Consider the following 24,024-nt stretch of genomic DNA (forward strand, 5'->3'; position numbering starts at 1 on the left):
TGAAGAGTGGTGCGGTTGAAATAACTGTACAAGTAGGAGGTACAACATGATTAACAAACCGGAATTGCTGGCGACAGCAGCATCCTTAGAGGAAGCTGCTGCTTTGCTGGATGCCGGAGCAGATGCATTGCTCATCGGGGATGACCGTTTTGGCATGCGTCTTGCCGGACATTTCTCTCTGGAAGATACAGCTGCTGTTGTAGAAATGGCACATGCGCGTGGCTGCAAAGTATATGCTGGACTAGGTGGACTCATGTCCAACCTTCTTCTCGAAGAGCTCCCTGCCTATGTGAAGGCGATAGGTGAACTTGGTGTTGACGGTGTTGAGTTCGGTGATCCTGCTGTGTTAACCACAGTGAAGAAGGAAGCACCGGGCATGAATCTGCATTGGAATGCGGAAATGACCTCTACCAATTACGCAACCGCGAATTATTGGGGGCGTAAAGGTGCTACTCGCGTCGTTCTTGCCCGTGAGCTGAATATGGATGAAATGACGGAAATGGTTCCGCTTTTAGAGGTAGAGGCACAGGTTCAGGTTCACGGCATGACTAATATATACCATTCCAAGCGTAAGCTTGTAGAAAGCTATATGTCACATCAAGGACGTCCAAGCGAGGGCGGCAGTCTTGGTAAGGAACGTGGTCTATTTTTGATCGAGGCAGAACGAGATGACCAAAAGTTCCCAATCTATGAAGACGAGAACGGTACACATATTATGAGCTCGGAAGATATTTGTATTTTGGAGGATCTTCATATCCTTATGGCTGCAGGCGTACAGAGTTTTAAGATTGAAGGATTGTTGAAATCAACAGCGTATAATGTGGCGGTTGTTAAGACTTATCGCAAAGCTATTGATCTCTATGTAGCTGATCCAGAAGCATATTCTTTCCAAGAGGATTGGATGGAAGCTATCAGAACGTTGCAGGATCCAGAACGGGAGCTAAGCTTCGGATTTTTCTATAAAGAGCAAGTATATTAAGTTTAATTTAATGAAAGTTTTTTAGTTCCCCGCAAAGACTAGGTGCAGTAAGCATGCACAGACATCACTTTGTGGGGCGATGGAGGGGAGAACAGGAATGGGAACCATGACAAAGCCGCAATACAAGGGCAAACGTTACCGTCTGGACAAACCGGAGCTCCTAGCTCCGGCCGGTAATTTGGAGAAATTAAAATTCGCAGTACACTATGGTGCGGATGCTGTTTATATCGGAGGGCAGAAATACGGTTTGCGTTCAGGAGCAGACAATTTCAGCTTTGAGGAAATGCGTGAAGGTGTTGAATTCGCCAAGAAATACGGCGCTAAGGTATTTGTTGCAACGAACATTTATGCTCACAATGAAGATGTCGCAGGGATTGAAGAATATCTGCGTAACTTATATGAAGTTGGCATTGCGGCTATTATCGTTGCTGATCCGGTCATTGTAGATACAGCACGCCGTTTAGTACCTGGATTAGAGGTACATTTGAGTACTCAGCAGTCTACACTGAACTGGCAAGCGGTATCCTTCTGGAAAGAAGAGGGTCTGCCACGTGTAGTACTCGGACGTGAGACAAGCCTGGAAGAGATCGCTGAGATTAAGAAGCATGTTGACATTGAAATCGAGAGCTTTATTCATGGTGCGATGTGCTCTTCGTACTCCGGTCGATGTGTATTATCCAATCACTTTACAGATCGTGACTCCAATCGCGGAGGCTGCTGTCAGTCTTGCCGCTGGAAATATGATTTGTTCGAGGATGCGCGTCCTGAAGGCGCTTGGGTATCTGAAGAAGATCAAGCTGTAGCACAATCTCCGGCCCCTTTGCTTCCGGGTGTAACTCAGATTCCACTGCATCAGCAAGGAGATAATCCTTTCTCCATGGGATCTAAGGATTTGTGCATGCTGGAAAGTATCCCTGAACTCATTGAAGTAGGCATTGACAGCTTCAAGATCGAGGGACGAATGAAGTCGATTCACTATGTAGCTACTGTAGTTAACGCTTATCGTAAAGCTATTGATGCTTACATGGCTGATCCGGAAGGGTACGAGTTGAAGCAAGAGTGGCTGGATGAGCTGAATAAAGCGGCGAATCGTCCGCTTAACACAGGGTTCTTCTATGATACTCCGGATCATGAAGATCATATCTATGAGCCTGAAGAAAAAGCCGCTCCTTATGATTTTGCCGGACTTGTACTAGAATACGATGCTGAGAGTGGAATGGCGCTCATTCAGCAACGCAATCACTTCAAGCCAGGGCAGGAAGTTGAATTCTTCGGACCCAATGATACATTCTTTAAGCAGACTGTAGCGGAATTGTGGGATGAAGCAGGCAACCCGCTTGACGCAGCTCGTCATCCTCTGCAACGTGTCCGCATGAAGGTAGATCAGCCGGTAGCATACTTTGATATGATGCGTAAGAGAAAATCTTAATAAGATACAGGGATGTTCTTTCTATAAGAGCATCCCTGTTTTTCTTTTGACAAAGCTAACAATAAGATATATATATTAGTAACTAACAAATAAATCCAAAAGGAGGGTAGAACGAAGGGAGTTTTTTTGTTTCAGAATACATAGGTTAAAAGTTATAAAAAAAGTATAGTAAAGCTAAGAAAAAAGGCCTAATAAACCGATATATAATATGGTTAGCGCTTTCATATGTCCTCTAATATTAGCGGGTAGATGATCATGATGGGGATCCTGATCAAAATAGTATTAGTGAAAAGCATAAAGAGAGAAGGTTAGAGAGATGAAGAAGAACAATAAAAAATCCGTAAATGTACAGAGCAATGAAGTAGGTACAGGAAAGACATCAAAGTTAGACGCTAAGAAAATGATGTTGGGTTGGGGAAGCCAAATCAAGAGAGTTAATCCTATCCAATCCGTCGGTGTGAAGTTATTTCTAATATTCTTATGTTCCACTGTAATCGTAGTTATGTCACTTGGACTTATATCTTATTCGAAGGCAAAAACAACGATAAAGAATAACGTATCCGAAGCCTACCGCCAGACTATTGTTCAGACTGCTGAGAAGCTGGATATTACCTTGAAGCAATATGAGAATACGGTATTGCAGCTCTTTTTTGATGTGCAGTTGCAAACGGATCTTAGATCAATGGCTACTGCACAAACTGCTTACGAGAAATTTGAAGCAACAAGCTCAATAAGTAAGAAATTGTCCAATCAGACTACAACAGATTCTAATATTCTCAGTGTCGCATTGATTCCCGAGTCACTTGAACAGGAAATTGTTACATCTGGCAGTGGTGGCATTTATTTTGATGGATTACGAGAACAAGAATGGTTCAAGAAAATTGTGGCCGATTCTAAAGAATATAATTCTTATTATTCAGACGCTAACAATAACGACTCTAAAAATATTTGGTTTTCAACCTCTCTTCAAGGAGCAGAAGAAAAAGATATTGCTTTGGTAAGATCTCTTAAAAGTCTGGGAGCAGATAAAGGATACATGATTATGCTTGTGTTGAAGAATACACTGCTGGAAGAATCTTTCGCAAGTGTGAAGCTGGGAGACGGCTCCCGTATTCAACTTGTGTCTCCGCAAGGTACAGTAGTGGCTTCTTCTAATCCGCTAGACGATGGAAAGTCATCGGAGTTTTCTTTTATCAAAGAGAGTAAGAAAAATAATAATAGCCTAGAAGCTAAAGATCCAAACGGAAAAGAAATTCTGGCGGTCTTTAATCCGATGATGCGGGCAGATTGGAAGCTCGCAGGTGTAGTTCCTACAGAAGAACTAGTGAAGGAAGCCCGTCCGATTCTGTTGACGACGTTCATTACGGCTGCCGGTGCGGCATTGCTTGCGATATTTATTGGGATTTGGATGGTTCGTATGATTGCTCGCCCTCTGGCACGATTGAAGGATCTTATGGTTCAAGGTGCAAGCGGAGATTTAAGTGTACGTACAGAATATGTGTCTAAGGATGAGATTGGACAACTATCAGCCTCCTTTAACTTGATGATGGAGCGTATTACTGAGCTTGTATCGCAAACGAGAGAAACTGCACGAGATGTGCTAGAGACCGCTGGTGAGCTTGGAGAAGCTTCGCGTAAGACAGCTATTTCCGCGAAGGAAATAGCAGCCGCTACGGAAGAAATTGCTGGAGGAGCAGGCAGTCTGGCACTTGAAGCTGAACGTGGTAATGAGCTTACAGATGTGATAGCTACGCAAATGCAGACCGTGATTAGTGCCAATAGTGAGATGGATGAGGCAGCACGCGGGGTTGGAGAAGCTAGTGCTCAAGGTGCCAAGCAATTAACGGATTTACTGGATCAAACTAGCCGTACTGGGGAAAAGACAGGTGCGCTTGTAGAACGTGTTAACAATTTGAAAGAAACAGTATTCTCAGTGATTAAGGTGCTGGATGTGATGAAGAGTATCACACAGCAGACGAATATTTTATCATTGAATGCGACGATAGAAGCCGCACGTGCAGGCGAAGCTGGCAAGGGCTTTATGGTGGTAGCAGGTGAGGTAAGACAGCTTGCCGACCAATCGAAGCAGTCTATTGCTCTTGTAGCCGGAATCACCGACAAGATCATAACGGAAATGAACGAAACGGAAGCTGTATTATCTGAAGTGGCACCTCTCTTTAAAGAGCAAATAAGCTCAGTGAAGAGCACGAGCGATATCTTTGTATCCGTAAAAGGACAGATGGATGAGTTCATTACTAGTCTGGAATCGGTGACAACAGCGATCAGTAGCTTGAATCATTCACAGGTTGTGTTGTCGGAAGCCATGGGTAACGTAAGTGCTGTAGCTGAGCAATCATCAGCGACTTCCGAAGAAGTGGCTTCACTCAGTAATGAACAACAAAGTGTAAGTGATCAACTCGTTTCATTGTCAGGTAAGCTGGAAAGTGCTTCAGGACAGTTAAAGGACAAACTGTCATTATTCACGATAAAATAAGTGGGTCCCTAACTAATTTTTTTATGATTTACATAACAAAACCGCTTCTTCGTTATGAGGAAGCGGTTTTGTTATTGTGTAAAGAAGGACTTCCCCGTATAATAATTTTGTTAGGTAAATAATAATAACAAGTTAGGTAAAAAAGGGTTAAGGAGAAGGACCGTATGAAAGGTAAACGCATCTTTGGCTGGTGGTCCGTTATCGGGGACATGAGTATGGAACGCAAGCTGCTCCTCGTCTTTTTAATAATTATTACCCTTCCGCTTACCTTCATTAGTGTGTTTACTTATAAGAGTTATTCAGAATCTATTCAGGGCAACACCATTGCTTATTCTGAGAAGTTAATCGATCAAATGATGGATGGAGTAGATGATTATATCGAAGATATGAAGCGTATTTCATCTATGCCAGCCTATGTGAACGATATTAAACAAAATTTAATTCGTTCGAACCACTATCATGAGCAGAAAGAGATCATGGGTGGCGAATCAGGCAGTGCTACATTGTTACCCGGAGATTTTGATTTACTGTTGTCCATTCAGCGGGGCATAGAAGGCAACATTTCATTTATTAATAATATTAAGCGAGGCGCGAACACGGTTTATATTTTTGACGCGCATGGGAATGGTTATTATTCTGCCAAGGATGGTGGAGTACGGCTCGACCTCGATCAAAGCTATAAGTACTGGAGTCAGCAGACGAAGGATTCCAGCGGAGAGGCCCTTTTGTTTGGTACCCAATCATTTACGAGTAATTTGCAGAGCACTCGATATGCTTTTACCGTTGTTCGCAAAATCGTGGATGGTTTGTTAAATCCGATTGGGCTGATCGCGGTTGAAGCGAATATTAGCAATTTGGAGAATCGGGTTACGGAGCTGGATAAAGTAACGCATGGCAAATCTTTGATCGTTGATGAGATGGGGATGGTCGTGTACGACAGTGACAAAAAACTTCTTGCCACGGATGTATCTGATTCAGAGCTATTCAAAAGGGTCGATGGGAAATCCGGGAGTTTCTATGATACAGTCAACGGAAAAGATTTTCTAAATATTTACTCAAGCTCTAACAAGACCAATTGGAAGGCCATTATTTCGATTCCTGTAGATGTGCTAATGCGGGATGTGAAGGTAACCCGTAATACAACGCTCGCTGCTACATTAAGTATCATTGTACTTGCGTTAATTATCTCTATTATCCTTTCCTTTGCACTCACTAAATCACTATCGCAGATGATTCAACTGATGAAAAAGGTTCAGGGCGGCGATCTAGATGTGATGTTTAGGGTTAGACGGCGTGACGAGATTGGTCTGCTCGGGCATCAGTTTAATCGAATGTTGGCTCGGATCAGGCAGTTAATTCAGGATATCTACCGAATTGAAGAACAGAAGAAGGAAGCGGAGCTTCACGCACTGCAGAGTCAGATTAATCCTCATTTTATCTATAATACGCTGGAGTCGATCCGAATGACCGCTGAGCTCAATGATGATATTGAAGCTGCGGACATGATCTCAATTTTAGGTAAACTGCTACGGTATAGTACAAGTGATTTGAGCGGCAAAACGACAATGAAGCAAGAGCTTGGATATGTACGCAATTATGTTGAACTGCTGAACTGTCGCTACCCTAATCGTTTCGTACTCGAGATCGACGTACCGAAGGAGCTAGATAATTACTCTATTATCAAGCTGGTCTTCCAGCCGATCATAGAGAATGCTGCTTATCATGGCTTGGATGATAATAAACCACAAATGCATTTAAGTATCCGTTGTGAGATGACTGAGCAAATGCTGTTCTTTCATATTAAGGACGATGGCTGTGGAATGGATAAGATCACTTTGGAGAGATTGAACGATGGGCTGCAGAAAGAAAGTCCTCCTAAGAAAAGTATCAATGGGGGCATTGGTATGAAAAATATACAGCAGCGAGTGCGCCTTCATTATGGAGCGGCTTTTGGAATTGAGGTATATAGTGAGCTTGGACAAGGGACGGATGTTATTTTGTCACTGCCGTTGCTGGAACCGGAAATGATTAGATTATCTGACTGAAATAAGAGGAGGCTGTCCGTTGATGGGGATGAGATTACACTGGACTACGCGTACCATACTGCTGCTTCTCATTTTGTTATCGATTAGTGGCTGTGAGAACAACACCAAACAGACGGAATCTACAGTGCCTCCAGTTGGAAACGAGGTGAAGTCTGACTTATCCGGCACCATAGTCATGATGACCAATCGAATAGATCTGATTGAGAATGGAACCTTTCAAGGGTACGCAGACCAATTTAAGCAAAAGTACCCCGAAGCGAATGTTGAATTTGAAGGTTTATCCAATTACGCAACGGACATTCTGGTAAGACTGTCCACCAAGGACGCCGGAGATGTACTTTTGCTTCCTGTGAATCTTCCATCAAAGGAACTGGATTATTTTTTCGAACCGTTGGATGAAGAAACTTCGGCTAGTGAGCGCTTCACTTCTTTTGCTACTTATGATGGAAAGCGATATGGGCTATCTACGGGAACTACCACGGTAGGGATTGTCTATAATAAAAGGTCCTTCGAAAAAGCAGGAATTACCGCGGTTCCACAGACACTGGATCAATTCTACGAAGCTTGCGCTAAATTAAAAGAGGCTGGAATTATCCCGCTGTATATGAATTATGGAGCCGTCTGGCCACTGCGTGAATGGGGAAATAGTCTGGTCAATTATATGACAGGCAACCCTGAGTATCTAAATAATATGGTAAATGAGGATAGTCCATGGCAGCTTGATAATGAGTGGGGGAAATCCATTTCCATTGCTCGAACCTTAATTGCTAAAGGTTATGTAGAGAATGAACTCTTCTCGAACAATTGGGAGATCTCTAAGACTAGACTCGCTAAAGGTCAAGCTGGCATGTATTTACTTGGAAATTGGGCGGTTGGTCAAGTGCTTGATGTGGGGGCTTCACCAGATGATATCGGATTCTTCCCATTTCCTTATGATAATAGCAGTACTCACTATGCGCCGATCAATCCAGACTGGTTCGTGGGTGTTAGCAAATACAGTAAGAATAAAGAGCTTGCTATGGCTTGGTTGAATTTTTTTGTAAAAGAGACTTCGTATTCAGATGATTGGGGATTCCTTCCTGCTGATGGTAGTCTGAACCCTTTTATGCCGCAGTACCGTGAATTTTTATCTTATGAACCTAAGCTGGTTTATGGCACGGTACAAAGTGATGCGTTCATCGATCTGGCAAATGGAGCTAAGCTGTCCTTTTGGTCCGGAGATTATATTCAAGAGTTACTTGCTGCGCCTGATTTACAAAAGTCTTTTGACGAATTAAATGCAAAATGGACGGAAGCGCGGGTAGCAACACAGGTAACTTCTCAGCCTTAACTTTGGTTTAACATTAATTTTATTACAATCTCTGGAGGGTTTAATATGGCTAAAAAGGTCACCATGCAAAAAATAGCTGATCATCTCGGTGTATCCAAATTTGTTGTCTCCAAGTCACTTTCTGGTAAAGCTGGCGTTAATGAGACGACCAGAGAACGAGTGATTCAAGCGGCTTCGCAGTTAGGCTATTTTACGCAAAAAAATGCTTTTGTCCAAGGTGTCAAACGGACTCCTCCGGTAGGGGGGAGTGATCGGAATAAGCAATCTGTGCTTGTATTAATGCCGAATATCCGCTCGCAAACTCAGGATTCCTTGTATTGGGGAAAAATTGTGGACGGTATTGCCCTTGCGCTGGATCAAGAAGGACTTGGAATGGTGATCATCTCTGAGAATCGTGCGGATAATTTCGTGAATATCTTGAACCCAAGCGGGATTCTTGGTTTGGTAGGTGTGGGCGAAATCTCCACTTCTTTACTACTTGAGGTACATCGCATCGGTCTGCCGATGGTGTTGATTGACCATGAAGATCCATTAATTCCAAGTGATACTGTATTCGCGAACAATGTGGATTCCATGGCTCGACTTACTAATCATTTGATGGGGACAGGCCATACACAAATGCATTTTATCGGGAATATTGGATTTTCACGCAGTTTTCGGGATCGATGGATTGGCTTCCGGAGTGCGCTGGAGGAGAGTGGGATAAGACTGCCTTTGGAAGATGATGCGAATCTCTTTTTAGAAGGGGTGGAGGAAGAGGTATTCCAAGAGGATTTTAAAAATTGGGTGATGAAGCGGAAAAAAGCTAAGACACTCCCAACCGCCTTGGTCTGCGCCAATGACAAAACAGCACTTACGGTCAGTGACATCCTGAAGGCAGAAGGTCTTAATATTCCAGGGGATATCTCGGTCACGGGCTTTGATAATATTGAGGATGCCTCAAGAGGCATTCCGCCGCTTACTACTGTACATGTCCCTAAAGAAGCGATGGGTCGGGCGGCAGTGGAGAAATTGCTAAGTCGGATTGGGCATCCCTCTGCACCATTGGAGAAGATTCTGATTGCAGCAGACATAGTGCATCGTGATTCTGTGGATATACCGAGAGAATAGAAATTAGCCGATTAAAAATAATTGAAAGCCATGGAATTTTGGTTAGGGGGACTCAGTTATGTCAGAAGCAGTTGCAATACCAAAGATCGAAGGCGAAAATATTCATCTGCGTGGTGTAGGAGAGTCCGATCTGGAGGCCTATTACAAATTTTTACTTGATGATGAGATGGGTCGTCTAACAGGGTCGCAAGGGGAAATCTCTCGCGAGCAGACTTCGGCTTGGATTCGAAAGATTAGTGTTCCAGCTGAGGATCGTGTGGATCTAATGATTATCGTCAAGGAAACGGATGAGCTTGTTGGAGAAGTGGTTCTGAACGAAATAGATCCGGACAACCGTAGCGCAAATATTCGAATTGGGATTCGTAGTCATGAACATAGAGGGAAGGGTTACGGTACTGAGGCTATGACTCAAATGCTGCGATATGGCTTTGAAGCCTTGAAGCTGCATCGTATCCATCTGGGTGTATATCCTTTTAATCCAAGAGCCATTCATGTCTATGAGAAGCTTGGTTTCAAGCACGATGGTGTGGAGCGGGATGCTCTTTATGTAGACGGAGAATTTCATAACATGATTCTGATGTCTATGCTGGAGGATGAATATCGGGCTTTGTACAATTAAAAAAAGTGAACCTATGGTGAGGAAGATGCTGCGTAAATTCCTCACCAGATTCACGTTAAATATTATTCTGTAATATTTCCAGCCATTTTGAGGCGTTTGGCAATTTCTTTAAAGTCTTCGGGGGAGATTCCTGGGGCGAACTCCTCTTCGACTGCAGGAGCTACGGGGATCGGGAAGCCTTTAGGTGCTCCCTTAATAACTTCAAGCGGGAGGTTATCCTCTGGGTGGGTTCCCTTCCAAATCTGATCGATGGCGCCGAAGTCACTGTCACTCCAGGTGTACAGCTTTGTATGCACACCTTTCTCCTCATATTTCTTCGCTTCACTAAACGATTTGTTATTTAACGAAGGAACCGGCACGAGTTTCGTTACATTAACACCTGTTGCGATTTCGATGGCTTTGGCATAAGCGACCACATGGACGCCACCGCGCACTAAGAGGAATCCGACTACAGCGCGTGCAGCTGGATGGTCCGTCATTTCGTAAACTTTCATTTTATGTGTTCTGGCTCCACATTCGAGGAAGAAGTTATGTAGCAGATCTTCCACTAGGTTGCCGCTATTAAATACATTTGCTCCGGTCCATGGATTCCCCGTTGAATCAAAAGGCATAGCACCTTGAGCCCCCGCCAGAAAGTGATAGGATAAACGCGCATCTTTTACGGAACCTAGAGGGGTGGAATCTGGCTCTTTATAACTTGTTGACCCTCGAAGGCATTTGTTGATGGCATGCGAAACTAGCTCCACATGGCCTAGCTCTTCCGCTGTTATACTCATCACCAAATCATAAAAGGGTTTCAGTTTGTCTTTTGAACGGAAATTAAAGGATTGATAGAGATAATTGTTAAGGGTCGACATTTCTCCAAACTTTCCGCCAAGCAGTTCTTGTACAGCGGCAGCAGCATTGGGATCTGGCTTCTCAACTTCAGGAATCTCGATCATGATCTCATCCATACGTTTGAACATTTATATCTCAGCCTCCTTGGAGTTAGGGGATTACTGAGCTATTTTGAGCTTAATCTATAGGAATTAATCATTAAACGGCTAAAAAGTATGGATATTTATCAACAATAAGGGAGTATCCATGAACAGATTTACAAGTCGAAAGAGCATCAGTAAACACTATCAGATACCCACAGTAACGTGCTAGGGGACACAGAATGATCAAAAATGCAGAGCAGCGCCCCCTCCATTAAGGAGAATCGCTGCTCTGTTGATTTTTATGGACTCTGAACTCTTATTTACAGCGCTAAATTACGATCGATGAGGGCGATACGTTGCTCTACACAAGCATAAGAGCGGAGTGGATCTTCTGGTGTGTTCAGTACGTAGTCTAACATTTGTTCAACCGTAGTTGTTGCTACATGGATGCGGGTGTCGGAGGAAGCGTAGTAGATATAGATCTCACCGTTATCGCGTGCAATTACACCGTTACAGAATACAACGTTGGAGACATCACCGACACGTTCTTCACCGTCTGGTGCGATGAAATGACCGCCTGGTGAATGTGTGACTTTGTTTGGCTCCTCCAGGTCAGATAAAAAGGCATAGAGGACGTATCTAAGCCCAGCTGCAGTGTTTCGCACACCGTGTGCGATATGCAACCAGCCTTTTGGTGTTTTGATTGGAGCTGGACCTTGGCCATTCTTAACTTCCTTGATGGTATGGTAGTGGCGCTCATCCATGATTGTCTCACTTGTAATCACGGCATCCTCAATCGTATCCGAGAGTCCCCAGCCAATACCGCCACCGGATCCTGCATCAATAAAGCCATCCTGAGGGCGAGTGTAGAAGGCGTATTTTCCATCCACAAATTCAGGGTGGAGCACGACATTGCGCTGTTGAGCAGAACCTGTCTTAAGATCGGCCAGACGTTCCCAGATCTTCAGATCCTTTGTACGGACAATACCACATTGTGCTACTGCGCTGGAAAGGTCACCGTGTGGAGCGTCTGGATCTTTACGTTCTGTACAAAAGAGGCCATAGATCCAGCCATCTTCATGGCTTACTAAGCGCATGTCGTAAACGTTGATGTCCGGAACTTCTGTCTCAGGCAACACGACTGGATGATCCCAGAAGCGGAAGCCATCCACACCATTGTCACTTTCAGCTACAGCAAAAAAAGATTTACGGTCATTACCTTCCATGCGGGCAACAAGATAGAACTTACCGTTAAGTTCTATGGCACCAGGGTTGAAAACGCCGTTGACGCCGATTCTTTCAGCGAAGTAAGGATTAGTGTCAGGGTTGAAGTCGTAACGCCAGATTAGAGGAGCGTGCTCGGCGGTAAGCAGTGGATAAGCATAACGGTCATAAATACCGTTTCCATAAGGAAGCTTTTCATTTTTACGGGTGATCAGCGCTTCATAACGTTCTGTTAATTGTTGTTTGCGTTCATGAAATAACGATGACATTATACAGTCTCCTTTAGGGTTGAATTCAGTCGTGCGATCATTTCGAAGCAGGCTCTGCTGTTATGATAAGGGCATTTCCAGGCACTAACCTTGGTTGCGTGAGGGAGGGGCAGATGGTTCTCGTCCACGCCCCAGTACCATTCGCCTAGTTTGTGATCCACCATATATTTATCGATAAAAGTCCAGGTGGCTTGGGCAGCCTCGTTAAATTTGCTGTCACCGGTCAGCTGATAAGCATTATAGAATCCAACAACCGCCTCCGCTTGCGGCCACCAATCTTTATCTTTGCTTAGCAATCCGCTCGGATCAGCTTCATTCCATATCCCGCCATCGGTATCTATACCTTCTGCAAGAACAGCTTCTGCCATGGAGATAGCGACGGTTCGAACACGCTGTAGCAGCTTTTCTTCGCCAAGTATTTCTGCGGCTTCCACAAGCAGCCAGCTGCCTTCGATATCATGTCCATAGGAGATAATATCTGACTTTACATTCCATGCCTCATCTAAGAAAAGATGAAAATGCTTGCCTTCGTTATCAATGATATGGTCCAGCATCGTTTCGATTAGCTCAGCCAGCGTACTCGCCAACTCCTCTGACTTCCATACTCGATAAAGTCCGGTATACGCTTCCAACACGTGTAGATGCGTGTTCATTGATTTTTTCTCATTCAAGTCCTTGCTGCTAAGACTGAGGTTATCGGTGATTTGCCATTTCCGAGATAAAGCTTCAAGATAACCTTTATAAGTTGAATCATAGCCATATTTCTCAACAAGCTGGAATATTTGAATAGCCTCATCTAACACCTCAGGCCGTCCAGTTGCGTGGTAGAATTCAGCCAATGCGTAGATAGCAAAAGCTTGACCATAGATCTGTTTTTTCTCCTGAGAAGGTTTGCCTTCAGCATTCACCATCCAGTATAATCCGCCATACTCCTTATCGATGAAATGATCCATCAAATAGGCATAGGCACGTTCTGCCATGGCCAGATATTCTGTCTTGCCGTAGATCCGGTAAGCGCTGGCAAAGGACCAAAGAATGCGGGCATTAAGCACAAGGCTTTTCTCCGCGTCAGGTGCAATGTTCAGCTGATTGTCGATTTCACCAACAAAACCGCCATTGATTTCGTCCTTCGTCTGTTTCATCCAAAAACTAAGAATATTACCCTGTAGCTCATCCTCAAGCTGGGTCAACCATAATTCTGGTGAATTAATCATTGGTAAGTAGTCACTCCTCACATTACTTATTGATTTTCGAGGTGAAGTAATCGTTGATGATCCCAGCGGCTTGTTTGCCATACATACAATAATCATCATTGTGTTCTGCTTCATGAATTGGATAAAGATGAGTAGGCCAATCCCAAAGCATAAAGCCCTGAACCCAATCTCTGCGCTCACAGCCTTGAAACATTGCCTGATAGAATTTGCTTTGTTCTGCTTGACTTGGTTCACCCTTCAAGGTCCAATCATTAGGAATCGCCGCACTCCCGCTTCGGCTTGGGCAACCCGCTTCCATGAAAAAGAATGGCTTATTCTGTGATCTCACCACATGCTCAATCCGGTCGAGCTGAGCTTCCCAATCGTTAGCTGGATAATATCCACTTGAAGAAATCACATCGAGCGCATCCCACCAGGTCACGTTATCCTCCTGATACTTATCGCAATTATAAGTAAGAATTCCTGAGTAAACCTTCCGAACCTCGGCAATAAGCGTACGCCATTCGGTTTCTCGTCTATCCGTTTGTACAAGCTCGCAGCCGATACAGAACATCTCACAGCCTGTTTCTTCAGCAATAGCAGCATAATGCAGAATAAATTTAGTATAAGAGCTGAACCACTCAGACCATTTAGGCTCGCAAGGAACATCCTTATCGAAAAAGTTAATATGAGCACGCCAAGTTCCGTCCGCGCAATTAACGATCGGCTTCAGGCATACCTTTAGCTGCAGTGACTTCGCTTTACTGATGGACTGTTTCACTTCTTCGTCGGTAACGGTTGGCGCCTCCCCATAGGGAATTTCCGTAGAATGAGCGGTAGCTTGAAGCGCACTAAAGGCAATGGCCGTCCAGTTCGCTCCAGTGACTGAAGACATGAGTTCCATCGAACGTTCCGCTTCTTCCGTTTTCCATGAACCACGTGTACCCGAGAAGCCCCAGGTTATGCCTGCAATGTATTCGTTGTTAAATATCATCGAGAATCCCCACCTTACATTGAAAATAGAAAAGAGAATAATTAGTAAATTAATTTTGTTATATAGTTATTATTAATTTGTTAGTTTATAATAACAACTTAATTTAGTTATATACTTTTTCGAAGATGATTTCAAGGACAATTTATAGTTGCAGCTGGGAAATTAGAATAACTTTCGTTATAGTAAATACAAGACTATAAAAGAGTGTAATCGTACATTGACGTAATACATAGGAAGAATTCTATTCGTGATGATGGAGCAATCATAATAACTGGCAGATACAACTGGAGGGAAGTGCTCAAATGATAAATGTTATGATTGCGGACGACGAGGAGGTCATTCGCAGGGGGCTAGAAAAAATCACATCGAGGATGGAGCTAGATGTACATGTAATTGGATCCTACGGTAACGGGGTGGAAGCCTGGGAGCATTTTGAAAAGTTATCCCGAGATGACATTGATCTGCTTATTACAGATATCAAAATGCCTAGAATGGATGGCTTTATGTTGATTGAACAGGTTAGAGGACATATGGAGGATATACCTATTGCCGTTCTTAGCGGTTTTAGTGAATTTGAATATGCCCGCCGAGCAATCCGCCATGGGGTGATGGATTATTTACTAAAACCTATTGATAAGACTCAGCTATATGAATTGCTCAAGAGAGTAGAGGATACAAAGAAAAAGAACGTCACAGAGCAGGAGGAGATGTTCTCTCAAGCGGCAGATGGTGGAGAGCATTACGTAGTTGAACAGACTAAAAGCATACTGGAGAGGGAGTATGATCAGAACTTCGAACTTGAGCGTTTGGCGGAGACCGTCGGTATGAATGCGAGCTACCTCAGCCGGTTGTTTAAAATAAAGACGGGGCAAACCATCACCGATTATCTAATTCGGATTCGTATTACTAAGGCGAAAGAATTGCTGATCGAGCATCCCGACTTAAAAAATTATGAAATTGCCGATAAGGTTGGCTATAGTGATCCGGTTTATTTTAATAAATTGTTCAAGAAAATGTGTGGTATGACACCTAAGGATTACAAAAGTGGCTGTAAATTACCGAAATTGGAACGTGAGTTTTAGTCCTATATAGGAAGCTATTATTTAGGAGAGCGATAAGCTCTCTTTTTTTGTGGCTATTTTCAATAAATTAGATAATAAAAACACCATAATAAAAACAAAAATAACAAATACAAGACCAGAAAAAGCAATTCAAACCATCGTTTTGCGTTAAAAATAGATCTATAATGAGTTTGTAAGCGATATCATCACTTTTTTTAAGAGTATTTCAGTGAGTTTGATAATAGCGATTACTCTATTAAATTGATAGTGATGATAAAAGTTATTATTTTTGTTATTAAACCAAATTAGATTCGAATTGAAGAGAGGGGTCGTAAAAGCATGAAAAAAGGCAAAACAATGATGGGCTTGATGGCACTGACACTTATGGCAGGATTGTTTAGCGGTTGTTCCTCAAACAACAACACCAACAATGAAGGCGCTAAAAACACAGGAAGCAATGGATCCTCAACAGAGGCGACGGTAGCTCCGGCTGATGATGCAGCAGACAAGGATATTAAAGGGGATATCACGGTTATTACGCAAAGAACGGATATTGTTGATACCGTATTCAAAGAGTATGCGGCTAAGTTCAATGAGAAATATCCTGATGTAAAGGTAAACTTTGAAGCGCTTGCTACTTACGAAGATCAAATTAAAATTCGCATGAGCACTAGTGACTATGGCGATGTTCTGTTGTTACCTACAAGCATAGCTATTAAAGATATTCCCGATTTCTTCGAACCACTGGGTACACTCGAAGATATGCAAAAACAATATACAGGTGTGGAAGAACGAGCAGTAGACGGAATGGCTTACGGAATTCCAATGACCATCAACTTTAACGGTATTATTTACAACAAACAAGTCTTTAAAGATGCCGGGATTACAGAGGTTCCAAGAACGCCTGAACAATTCTTAACTGCTCTGCAATCTGTTAAAGACAAAACGAAAGCTGTGCCTCTGTACACAAACTACGCAGCTGGCTGGACATTGACCCAATGGGAAGCGGATCTGGCTACAGTAGCTGGTAACCGTGATTATGTGAACATTGGTCAAGTGGCTAGCGACGATAACTATGTTCCAGGTCAACCTCACTATGAGCTGTACAAAATCCTGTACGATGCAGCACAAAAAGGTTTGATTGAAGAAGATCCAACGACTACAGACTGGGAATCTTCCAAAGCGGATCTGGCTAACGGAAAAATCGGCACGATGGTTCTTGGATCTTGGGCAATCGGTCAAATCAAAGGTTTAGCAACGAATCCAGATGATGTTGGCTTTATGCCATTCCCTACGAATGCAGATAAAATCCTTGTACCACTTGCTGGTGACTACAATCTGGGTGTCAGCGTTCATAGTAAAAACAAAGAAGCTGCTAGAGCTTGGGTGGATTGGTTCATTAACGAATCTGGCTACCCAACGACTGAAGGTGGCGGTATGAGCCCGGCTATCGGTGCAGAGCTTCCAGAAATTCTGAAACAATATGAAGGCACTGAAGTAACCTTTGATACACTTGCAGCTGCTAAAGCCGGTGAAGAAGGCTGGTCTGATGAAATCGACAAACAAGCCGAAATCGGTGCTTGGCAACCAGACTTCAAGAAACGGATTATTGAAGCCGCAATTGGCAACAGAAAAGAATCCTATGATGACATCATGAAGGACCTCAACGACAAGTGGAAAGCCGCTCGCGCTAAAGTCACAGCACAGTAACAACTATAAGCTTTCTTAAATGCTATAGGCGGTAGTGGATGTGGGAGGGGATATGCGAACGGGCATTTCCCCCTTCACATTTAAACGAGTCATAAATAAATGAGGATGCTTTTCTGGAGGTGTATCGGGTGTTCAAGTTTTCGAATTTGAGTTACAAAAATCAACGGATTGCCATCATATGCTTGTTCTCATTAGTGCCGATCGTATTACTACTCACATTTGCTTATTATCCAGTAATCAGTATGTTTCGGTACAGCTTCACCAGCTGGAATGGCCTAAGTAAAAATATGGAGTACGTTGGGTTAGAAAACTACAAAACCATTTTTACGAAACCGGAGTATTTTTCCGTATTTAAGGTCAGCTTGTATTATTTCTTCACTACCTTTATTCAGATGGCACTTGCTTTGTATTTTGCAACCATACTGAGCTTTAGTGTTCGCATGAAAAATTTATTCAAAGGGATTTTGTTCTTCCCAACCTTGCTAAACGGTGTAGCGATCGGCTTTATCTTTCTGTTCTTTTTCAAACCAGATGGAACGCTAGATACGATTCTTAACCTGCTCGGACTCAGCGGTTTACAGCAGAAGTGGCTGCTCAATCCGAATTTGATTAACTTCTCGCTCGCAGGTGCGTCACTGTGGAGATACATGGGGATGAACTTCCTGATCTTCCTTGGGGCTATTTCCTCGATCGGTTCGGATATTTATGAAGCTGCTGAGATTGATGGTGCAAACAGATGGCATCAGTTTATGCATATTATTTTGCCAAGTATTAAACGTATTCTGCAATTGAACCTGATTCTTGCGGTCAGTGGCGCTATTGGTGTGTTTGAAATTCCATACGTCATGACAGGCGGATCTAACGGAAGTAGCACATTTGTTATTCAGACAGTCGATGTAGCGTTCAAATATAGCAAAGTTGGATTAGCGTCAGCGATGGCCGTAGTTTTGCTGGGTATCGTTATAGTAGTTACTATTTTGCAGCGCGTTCTGATCAAGGAGGAGAAATAAACTATGCATTCTGTAAAATATACCACTGCTAGTATATTCAAATATCTCACCTTGATTTTGGGAGCACTTGCAGCATTGATACCTATCGTAGTTGTATTTTTTGCCTCATTAAAAACAGGGCCGGAATACGCTTCAACCGGACCGTTAACGCTACCAGAGAATTGGCTGAATTTCTCCAACTACACTAAGGCTTTTGTTGATGGCAAAATGCTTCTAGGATTTAAAAACACTGTCATTATCGTTGTGATCTCTATCCTGGGTGCAACGCTGACGGGTTCGATGATGGCTTATATTTTATCCCGCTTCAAATTTAAAGGCAGTAAAGTTCTTATCAGTATGTTTCTGATTGCTACCCTGATTCCGGGTGTTACAACGCAAGTGGCAACCTTCCAAATCATCAATCACTTGGGCTTGTTTAATACCAGATGGGCACCCATCGTGATGTACCTCGGTACGGATATTATCGCTGTATATATTTTCATGCAGTTTCTGGATTCGATTTCCGAGTCACTGGATGAATCCGCGATGCTGGACGGGGCTTCGTATTGGACGATTTATTGGAGAATTATTTTGCCACTGCTGAAACCGGCAATTGTAACAGTAATTATTGTGAAGGGCGTAAATATTTATAACGATTTTTACACTCCTTTCCTATATATGCCGAAAACAGATCTCCAAACGATCTCCACAGCACTCTTTAAGTTTAAAGGTCCATATGGATCGCAGTGGGAAGTAATATGTGCGGCGATTATGATCGCGATTATTCCGACATTGGTTGTGTTTACCGCGTTGCAAAAGTATATCTACAATGGATTTTCGCAAGGTTCCGTTAAGTAAGCTTAGTAGTAGATTTCATAGCAGCACTAGATAAAGTAGCATACTGAAAAGTTGCATACATTTGGAGGGAATACTAATGAATGAAGTGAAATTGGTAGGAGCGAGTGCAGTGAACATCCCGAACATGCCTTGGCAGGATAAGCCTGCTGGCTACGAGAACCCGATTTGGAGACATAATGATAACCCGGTTATCAAAAGAAATCCTGCAAAAGGAGTAGCCCGTATTTTTAATAGTGCGGTTACTGCGTTTGAAGGTAGTTTTATCGGAGTATTTCGTGTAGAAGATAACACAACGCGTCCGCATTTGCGCATGGGACATAGTGTTGACGGTCTAGATTGGGAAATCGATGATGAGCCGATCCGATTTATAGATGAAGAAGGTAACTCTTATCAGCCGCGTTATGCTTACGATCCACGTCTGGTTAAGGTCGAAGATACATTTTATATTATCTGGTGTACAGATTTTTACGGCGCAGCTATCGGTGTTGCTAAAACGCAAGATTTCAAAACATTTACCAGCTTGGAAAATCCATTCCTGCCCTTCAACCGGAACGGTGTATTGTTCCCTAGAAAAATCAACAATAACTTCGTGATGTTGTCCCGTCCAAGTGACAGCGGCCATACACCATTCGGTGATGTATTCCTTAGTGAAAGTCCTGACTTTGTATTTTGGGGTAAACACCGCCATGTCATGAGTAAAGGTGGCCAAGGCTGGTGGCAAAGTGTCAAGATTGGCGGCGGACCTGCACCGATTGAAACTACAGAAGGCTGGTTGATGTTCTACCATGGCGTTACTGGTACCTGCAACGGTCTTGTATATAGCATGGGTGCAGTTATTTTGGATATTAACGAGCCTTCGAAAGTAAAATATCGCTCGAAAAATTTTGTGCTAACTCCTGAAGAATGGTATGAGGAAAGAGGTTTTGTGAATAACGTTCTGTTCCCATGTGCCACTCTGCATGATGCAGAAACGGGCCGTATCGCCATCTATTATGGCGCTGCTGACACTTATGTAGGCGTTGCATATACAACTGTTGATGAAATCGTCAACTATGTCATCGACACCCATGAAGAGGTTGGCGATGATGCGGGTTTAGGTAAAATTTAATAGGGTGAACAACCTTTGAGGAACAAGCTTTAGGTAGAGTGAAGTTGGGTAGATATTTGGTGGCTGAGCAGCGTTCGAAAAAAGTGTGCGGCGTGTAGTGTGCTGTATTTTATGTGCTGGGTTCTGCACGTTGCGCGCTTTGTGTTATGTGTTATGTGGCTTGAGCTTTTCATTGCATTCTCTGCAATAGAAACTCTCGATTTCGTCTGAAAAATAGAATCTATTGCACTCTCTGCAATGGATTTCCGCAAAAATCACTCTTATGCTCATTTTCGCTCGAACTGATTGCACAAAGTACAATAGAACACCAACTGATGCTCATATGGAGAGATTCTATTGCACAAAGTGCACTTAAACTAACCTGTTTGGTGGTGTTTAGTGCAACTAGCGAGCTCTTGTTATTAGAAGAAACTAACGGAAAACTCACATAAGCGGGTTTTCCGTTTCCATTGTTTTTTAAGTGAAAAAACCTTAAGGAGGACCTTAATATGGGAAACGACATGACATTGTCACAATTAAAAAAATATAACGGAAGCAGCTCAAAACCAGTCGACTTTGACGCATTTTGGGAGCGGGCTTTGCATGATCTGGACGCCCAGTCACTAGATTATGAGCTAGAGCCTGCGGAGTTCGTCAGCGAGCTGGCGGAATGTTTTCATCTGTATTTTACCGGCGTTGGTGGAGCAAGAATCCATTGTAAATATGTAAGACCGAAGAAAAGGGGTTCAGAAAAAGGTTCTGGTGTCGTGATGTTTCATGGATATTCCTGTGACAGCGGGGATTGGATGGAGAAGGTGAGTTATGCGGCCCATGGAATTAGTGTCCTTGCGATGGATTGCCGGGGACAAGGCGGACTTTCCGAAGATAATCTTACAGTAAAAGGCACAACCATTCGTGGACATATTATTCGCGGCATTGACGATCCTAATCCGCACAACCTTTACTATCGTAATGTGTTTCTGGATACAGCGCAGACTGCTCGAATATTGATGTCTATGGAGGAAGTTGATCCAGCACGAGTAGGTGCTTTTGGTTTATCTCAAGGCGGAGCGCTTACTGTAGCTTGTGCAGCATTAGAGCCGCGTGTGAGCATGGCCGTTCCTGTGTATCCGTTTCTTTCAGATTATAGACGGGCTTGGGAGCTTGATATCACTACGTCAGCTTATGAGGAAATTAACTATTATTTCCGCTTTTTTGATCCTCATCATTTACGTGAGGACGAGATTTTTAATAGACTGGGTTACATCGATATTCAGAATCTCGCGGAGCGAATTCAAGCCAAAATGTTATGGGTTACAGGGTTATCCGATGTGATTTGTCCACCTTCAACGCAGTTTGCCGCGTACAACAAAGTACTAGCGCCCAAAGAGCTTATGGTTTATTATGAGTACGGTCATGAGTATTTGCCATATCTTTCCGATCGGGTGTTACAAATGTTCATGACCTTGTAAACGATAAGCCAGTAGGCATAACAGACGACAACGGTGGTGAATGATTAGATGAAAGTACAAGTGAAAAAAGAAAAAAGACGATTCCAGCTGCATCCATCCAAATCCATTGGGGTGCGGCTTTTTCTCATCTTCTTTGTTTCGACGATGGTGCTCGTGCTCTCTCTCGGCTACACTTCCTATTCCGTAGCTGAGCATACGATCGAGACGAATGCGCTGTCAGCCAATCAACAGACAGTCGTTCAAACCGCTGAGAAGTTTGATGTGGAATTGTTACGTTATGAGGATGGTCTAGGAAGAATCTTGTATGACAATGAAATTCAAAGTGCACTCAAACAAGGGAATAATCCCACTACAAGTAATGAGGAACGTAAGGTACTATCTAACCAGATTAGTGCGCAGCTAAATGATTGGCTCACGGCATCAAACGGTGTGGAGGCCGTATACCTTATTCCGATGAATGAAGGTTTTTCGATTTCTTCGGCGGGTACCAAAGATAGCGCTTTTATTGAGAGTTTCAGAGAATCCTCATGGTTTAAGCAGCTAGAAGAGAAGCCACAGAGTATATGGATTCCACGTGAATTACAGGGCCAGGAAGGAAATACATCAGGTGTTTTCCATTTGGCAAAATCGATTGCCGGTGATTCTAAAAGCTCGGGATACATAGTCATTAACGATATTAGAATTAGCGAATTAGAAAATCAGCTTCGTAAAGTGGATCTTGGAACAAGCTCTTACATGCAATTGCTGACGAATAAGGATGAATTGATTGCCTCCTCCCAGCAAGTGGGCACAGATACATATCTGAATTTGGGAGGGACGCTTTTGGGGGGGCTGCAGAATACAGCAGGCTCATTGCCAACAAAGGATGAGAAGGGTAAATCTATATTAGCTGTATATGGAACACTAGAGACCTCGGGATGGAGATTACTTGGTGTTGTACCGGCTGAGAACTTGACGAAAGACGCGCTGCGTATTCTCAAGACTACTTATATTATTGTTGCTGTAGCTGCTATTATCGCCATTTTGATAGGGTATTGGATGTTCAGAATGGTATCTCGACCGCTGACCAGACTTAAGAATTTGATGTCAGAGGGAGCCGAAGGGAATCTAGGGGTGCGTACGAATATCACCTCACGTGATGAGATCGGTCAGTTATCCAGTTCTTTTAACATGATGATGGAACGAATAACAGAGCTGGTTATCCATACGAATGAAACCGCTCGGAAGGTACTGGAAACCGCCGATGAGCTTAGCGGTGTTTCGCGCAAGACCGCTGATGCAGCTATGGATATTGCCGCGGCCACGGAAGAAATTGCGGGTGGTGCTGGCAGTCTGGCCTTGGAAGCTGATCGTGGCAATGAGTTGACGGGGCAAATTTCGGTACAGATGGATTTAGTTAATTCAGCTACTCACGAGATGGATCACACCGCACATAGCATCGGTGAACTCAGTGAGGAAGGCTTCAACAGGTTGAAAGAATTACTTAATGAGACGAATAGGACGGGCCTGAAGACGAATCAGCTTGTGATGAAGGTTAACGAGCTGACAGAAACGGCATCTTCCGTTATGAAGGTTCTTAATGTGATGCAAAATATTACTCAGCAGACAAATATTTTGTCTCTGAATGCCACCATTGAAGCAGCAAGAGCAGGCGAGGCCGGGCGAGGATTCATGGTGGTAGCCGATGAAATACGCCAGCTTGCAGATCAATCGAAAGAGTCTATCGCTGTTGTGGCAGAAATAACAGATACCGTTATGAGAGATATGAACGAGACGGTTGTGGTCCTTTCAGAAGTTGCACCGCTCTTTAATCAGCAAATGACTTCCGTGCAGAGCACTAGCGATATCTTCGTATCTGTGCAGGATCAGATGCAGCATTTTATCGCCCGTCTGAATGCTGTAACTGTGTCGATGGACAGCCTGAGTCAATCGCAAAAGGTTCTATCCGATTCGATGAGCAACGTAAGCTCAATAGCTGAGGAATCATCAGCTGCCTCTCAAGAAGTAGCCTCACTTAGTGGAGAGCAACAAAGTGTAAGTGATCATTTGGTAGAGCTTTCTTTGAAGCTGGAGGATGCATCCTTGCAGTTAAAGGAGAAATTATCGAAGTTCAGCGTGTAGGGTAGCCGTAACAGAATACTAAATTAAAGAACCGCTTATTCCTTTTGGAGAAGCGGTTCTTTGTTTTGAGCGGTGACAAGCCAGAATATAAATTTTAGCTTCTGATGTTGCAATGAACAT

At 43.4% G+C, this 24,024-nt stretch carries 18 protein-coding genes; 14 read left to right on the top strand and 4 right to left on the bottom strand.

All coding sequences use genetic code 11. The annotated features are described in order from the left end of the window. Positions 1-46: 46 nt before the first annotated feature. The 7 genes from MKY99_RS07795 to MKY99_RS07825 all read left to right on the top strand — a co-directional run bounded on the left by MKY99_RS07795 (position 47) and on the right by MKY99_RS07825 (position 10,006). The gene (locus MKY99_RS07795) at positions 47-979 is read left to right on the top strand and encodes a peptidase U32 family protein (protein WP_339269729.1); all 933 of its coding nucleotides are present in this window, start codon (positions 47-49) and stop codon (positions 977-979) included. 97 nt (positions 980-1,076) lie between these two features. Further along, a complete protein-coding gene (locus MKY99_RS07800; RefSeq protein ID WP_339269731.1) occupies positions 1,077-2,408 on the top strand; it encodes a U32 family peptidase in 1,332 nt (443 codons plus the stop codon). Between the two features lie 316 nt (positions 2,409-2,724). Continuing rightward, a complete protein-coding gene (locus tag MKY99_RS07805; protein ID WP_076284267.1) occupies positions 2,725-4,902 on the top strand; it encodes a methyl-accepting chemotaxis protein in 2,178 nt (725 codons plus the stop codon). Between the two features lie 164 nt (positions 4,903-5,066). Then, complete coding sequence (locus MKY99_RS07810; protein WP_339269733.1) at positions 5,067-6,947, top strand: sensor histidine kinase; 1,881 nt, start codon at positions 5,067-5,069, stop codon at positions 6,945-6,947. A gap of 22 nt (positions 6,948-6,969) precedes the next feature. Next, complete coding sequence (locus MKY99_RS07815; RefSeq protein ID WP_081382962.1) at positions 6,970-8,277, top strand: ABC transporter substrate-binding protein; 1,308 nt, start codon at positions 6,970-6,972, stop codon at positions 8,275-8,277. Positions 8,278-8,322: 45 nt separating this feature from the next. Next, positions 8,323-9,387: a LacI family DNA-binding transcriptional regulator gene (locus tag MKY99_RS07820; RefSeq protein ID WP_339269736.1), complete on the top strand. Its 1,065-nt coding sequence runs from the start codon at positions 8,323-8,325 to the stop codon at positions 9,385-9,387. Positions 9,388-9,445: 58 nt separating this feature from the next. Continuing rightward, positions 9,446-10,006 (top strand): GNAT family protein, encoded by a 561-nt coding sequence (locus MKY99_RS07825; protein ID WP_339269738.1) that lies wholly within the window; start codon positions 9,446-9,448, stop codon positions 10,004-10,006. Between the two features lie 62 nt (positions 10,007-10,068). Here the strand turns inward: MKY99_RS07825 and MKY99_RS07830 are convergent, their stop codons facing one another. The 4 genes from MKY99_RS07830 to MKY99_RS07845 all read right to left on the bottom strand — a co-directional run bounded on the left by MKY99_RS07830 (position 10,069) and on the right by MKY99_RS07845 (position 14,606). Then, complete coding sequence (locus tag MKY99_RS07830; protein ID WP_076284263.1) at positions 10,069-10,971, bottom strand: manganese catalase family protein; 903 nt, start codon at positions 10,969-10,971, stop codon at positions 10,069-10,071. A gap of 275 nt (positions 10,972-11,246) precedes the next feature. Next, positions 11,247-12,419 (bottom strand): glycosidase, encoded by a 1,173-nt coding sequence (locus MKY99_RS07835; RefSeq protein WP_339269740.1) that lies wholly within the window; start codon positions 12,417-12,419, stop codon positions 11,247-11,249. Then, positions 12,419-13,633: an AGE family epimerase/isomerase gene (locus MKY99_RS07840; RefSeq protein ID WP_339271545.1), complete on the bottom strand. Its 1,215-nt coding sequence runs from the start codon at positions 13,631-13,633 to the stop codon at positions 12,419-12,421. The genes MKY99_RS07835 and MKY99_RS07840 overlap by 1 nt, the downstream gene beginning before the upstream one ends. Positions 13,634-13,655: 22 nt before the next feature. After that, on the bottom strand, positions 13,656-14,606 hold the full coding sequence (locus MKY99_RS07845) for a 1,4-beta-xylanase (RefSeq protein ID WP_339269742.1): 951 nt from the start codon (positions 14,604-14,606) through the stop codon (positions 13,656-13,658). 302 nt (positions 14,607-14,908) lie between these two features. Between MKY99_RS07845 and MKY99_RS07850 the strand changes: the two genes are divergently transcribed. The 7 genes from MKY99_RS07850 (at position 14,909) to MKY99_RS07880 (ending at position 23,904) form a co-directional block, all read left to right on the top strand. Then, positions 14,909-15,688: a response regulator gene (locus tag MKY99_RS07850; RefSeq protein WP_339269744.1), complete on the top strand. Its 780-nt coding sequence runs from the start codon at positions 14,909-14,911 to the stop codon at positions 15,686-15,688. A 318-nt stretch (positions 15,689-16,006) separates the two neighbouring features. Further along, the gene (locus MKY99_RS07855; protein ID WP_339269746.1) at positions 16,007-17,377 is read left to right on the top strand and encodes an extracellular solute-binding protein; all 1,371 of its coding nucleotides are present in this window, start codon (positions 16,007-16,009) and stop codon (positions 17,375-17,377) included. A gap of 128 nt (positions 17,378-17,505) precedes the next feature. Beyond that, on the top strand, positions 17,506-18,387 hold the full coding sequence (locus MKY99_RS07860) for a sugar ABC transporter permease (protein ID WP_042186108.1): 882 nt from the start codon (positions 17,506-17,508) through the stop codon (positions 18,385-18,387). Positions 18,388-18,390: 3 nt separating this feature from the next. Next, positions 18,391-19,224 (top strand): carbohydrate ABC transporter permease, encoded by an 834-nt coding sequence (locus MKY99_RS07865; protein WP_042186110.1) that lies wholly within the window; start codon positions 18,391-18,393, stop codon positions 19,222-19,224. 76 nt (positions 19,225-19,300) lie between these two features. Then, positions 19,301-20,332 carry a glycoside hydrolase family 130 protein gene (locus MKY99_RS07870; protein ID WP_076284259.1) on the top strand — a complete coding sequence of 344 codons (1,032 nt, stop codon included), beginning with the start codon at positions 19,301-19,303 and terminating at the stop codon, positions 20,330-20,332. A 488-nt stretch (positions 20,333-20,820) separates the two neighbouring features. After that, positions 20,821-21,783: an alpha/beta fold hydrolase gene (locus MKY99_RS07875; RefSeq protein WP_339269749.1), complete on the top strand. Its 963-nt coding sequence runs from the start codon at positions 20,821-20,823 to the stop codon at positions 21,781-21,783. Between the two features lie 48 nt (positions 21,784-21,831). Then, a complete protein-coding gene (locus MKY99_RS07880) occupies positions 21,832-23,904 on the top strand; it encodes a methyl-accepting chemotaxis protein (RefSeq protein ID WP_339269750.1) in 2,073 nt (690 codons plus the stop codon). The last annotated feature ends 120 nt before the right edge of the window (positions 23,905-24,024 follow it).

This window comes from Paenibacillus sp. FSL R5-0470, assembly GCF_037975205.1.
In the GTDB taxonomy this organism is placed as follows: domain Bacteria; phylum Bacillota; class Bacilli; order Paenibacillales; family Paenibacillaceae; genus Paenibacillus_AQ.

Coding starts and splice junctions, on each gene's coding strand:
- MKY99_RS07795 (WP_339269729.1), top strand. CDS start 47: ATGATTAACAAACCGGAATTGCTGGCGACAGCAGCATCCTTAGAGGAA.
- MKY99_RS07855 (WP_339269746.1), top strand. CDS start 16,007: ATGAAAAAAGGCAAAACAATGATGGGCTTGATGGCACTGACACTTATG.
- MKY99_RS07850 (WP_339269744.1), top strand. CDS start 14,909: ATGATAAATGTTATGATTGCGGACGACGAGGAGGTCATTCGCAGGGGG.
- MKY99_RS07800 (WP_339269731.1), top strand. CDS start 1,077: ATGGGAACCATGACAAAGCCGCAATACAAGGGCAAACGTTACCGTCTG.
- MKY99_RS07815 (WP_081382962.1), top strand. CDS start 6,970: ATGGGGATGAGATTACACTGGACTACGCGTACCATACTGCTGCTTCTC.
- MKY99_RS07825 (WP_339269738.1), top strand. CDS start 9,446: ATGTCAGAAGCAGTTGCAATACCAAAGATCGAAGGCGAAAATATTCAT.
- MKY99_RS07880 (WP_339269750.1), top strand. CDS start 21,832: ATGAAAGTACAAGTGAAAAAAGAAAAAAGACGATTCCAGCTGCATCCA.
- MKY99_RS07840 (WP_339271545.1), bottom strand. CDS start 13,633: ATGATTAATTCACCAGAATTATGGTTGACCCAGCTTGAGGATGAGCTA.
- MKY99_RS07870 (WP_076284259.1), top strand. CDS start 19,301: ATGAATGAAGTGAAATTGGTAGGAGCGAGTGCAGTGAACATCCCGAAC.
- MKY99_RS07875 (WP_339269749.1), top strand. CDS start 20,821: ATGGGAAACGACATGACATTGTCACAATTAAAAAAATATAACGGAAGC.
- MKY99_RS07835 (WP_339269740.1), bottom strand. CDS start 12,419: ATGTCATCGTTATTTCATGAACGCAAACAACAATTAACAGAACGTTAT.
- MKY99_RS07810 (WP_339269733.1), top strand. CDS start 5,067: ATGAAAGGTAAACGCATCTTTGGCTGGTGGTCCGTTATCGGGGACATG.
- MKY99_RS07830 (WP_076284263.1), bottom strand. CDS start 10,971: ATGTTCAAACGTATGGATGAGATCATGATCGAGATTCCTGAAGTTGAG.
- MKY99_RS07865 (WP_042186110.1), top strand. CDS start 18,391: ATGCATTCTGTAAAATATACCACTGCTAGTATATTCAAATATCTCACC.
- MKY99_RS07845 (WP_339269742.1), bottom strand. CDS start 14,606: ATGATATTTAACAACGAATACATTGCAGGCATAACCTGGGGCTTCTCG.
- MKY99_RS07805 (WP_076284267.1), top strand. CDS start 2,725: ATGAAGAAGAACAATAAAAAATCCGTAAATGTACAGAGCAATGAAGTA.
- MKY99_RS07820 (WP_339269736.1), top strand. CDS start 8,323: ATGGCTAAAAAGGTCACCATGCAAAAAATAGCTGATCATCTCGGTGTA.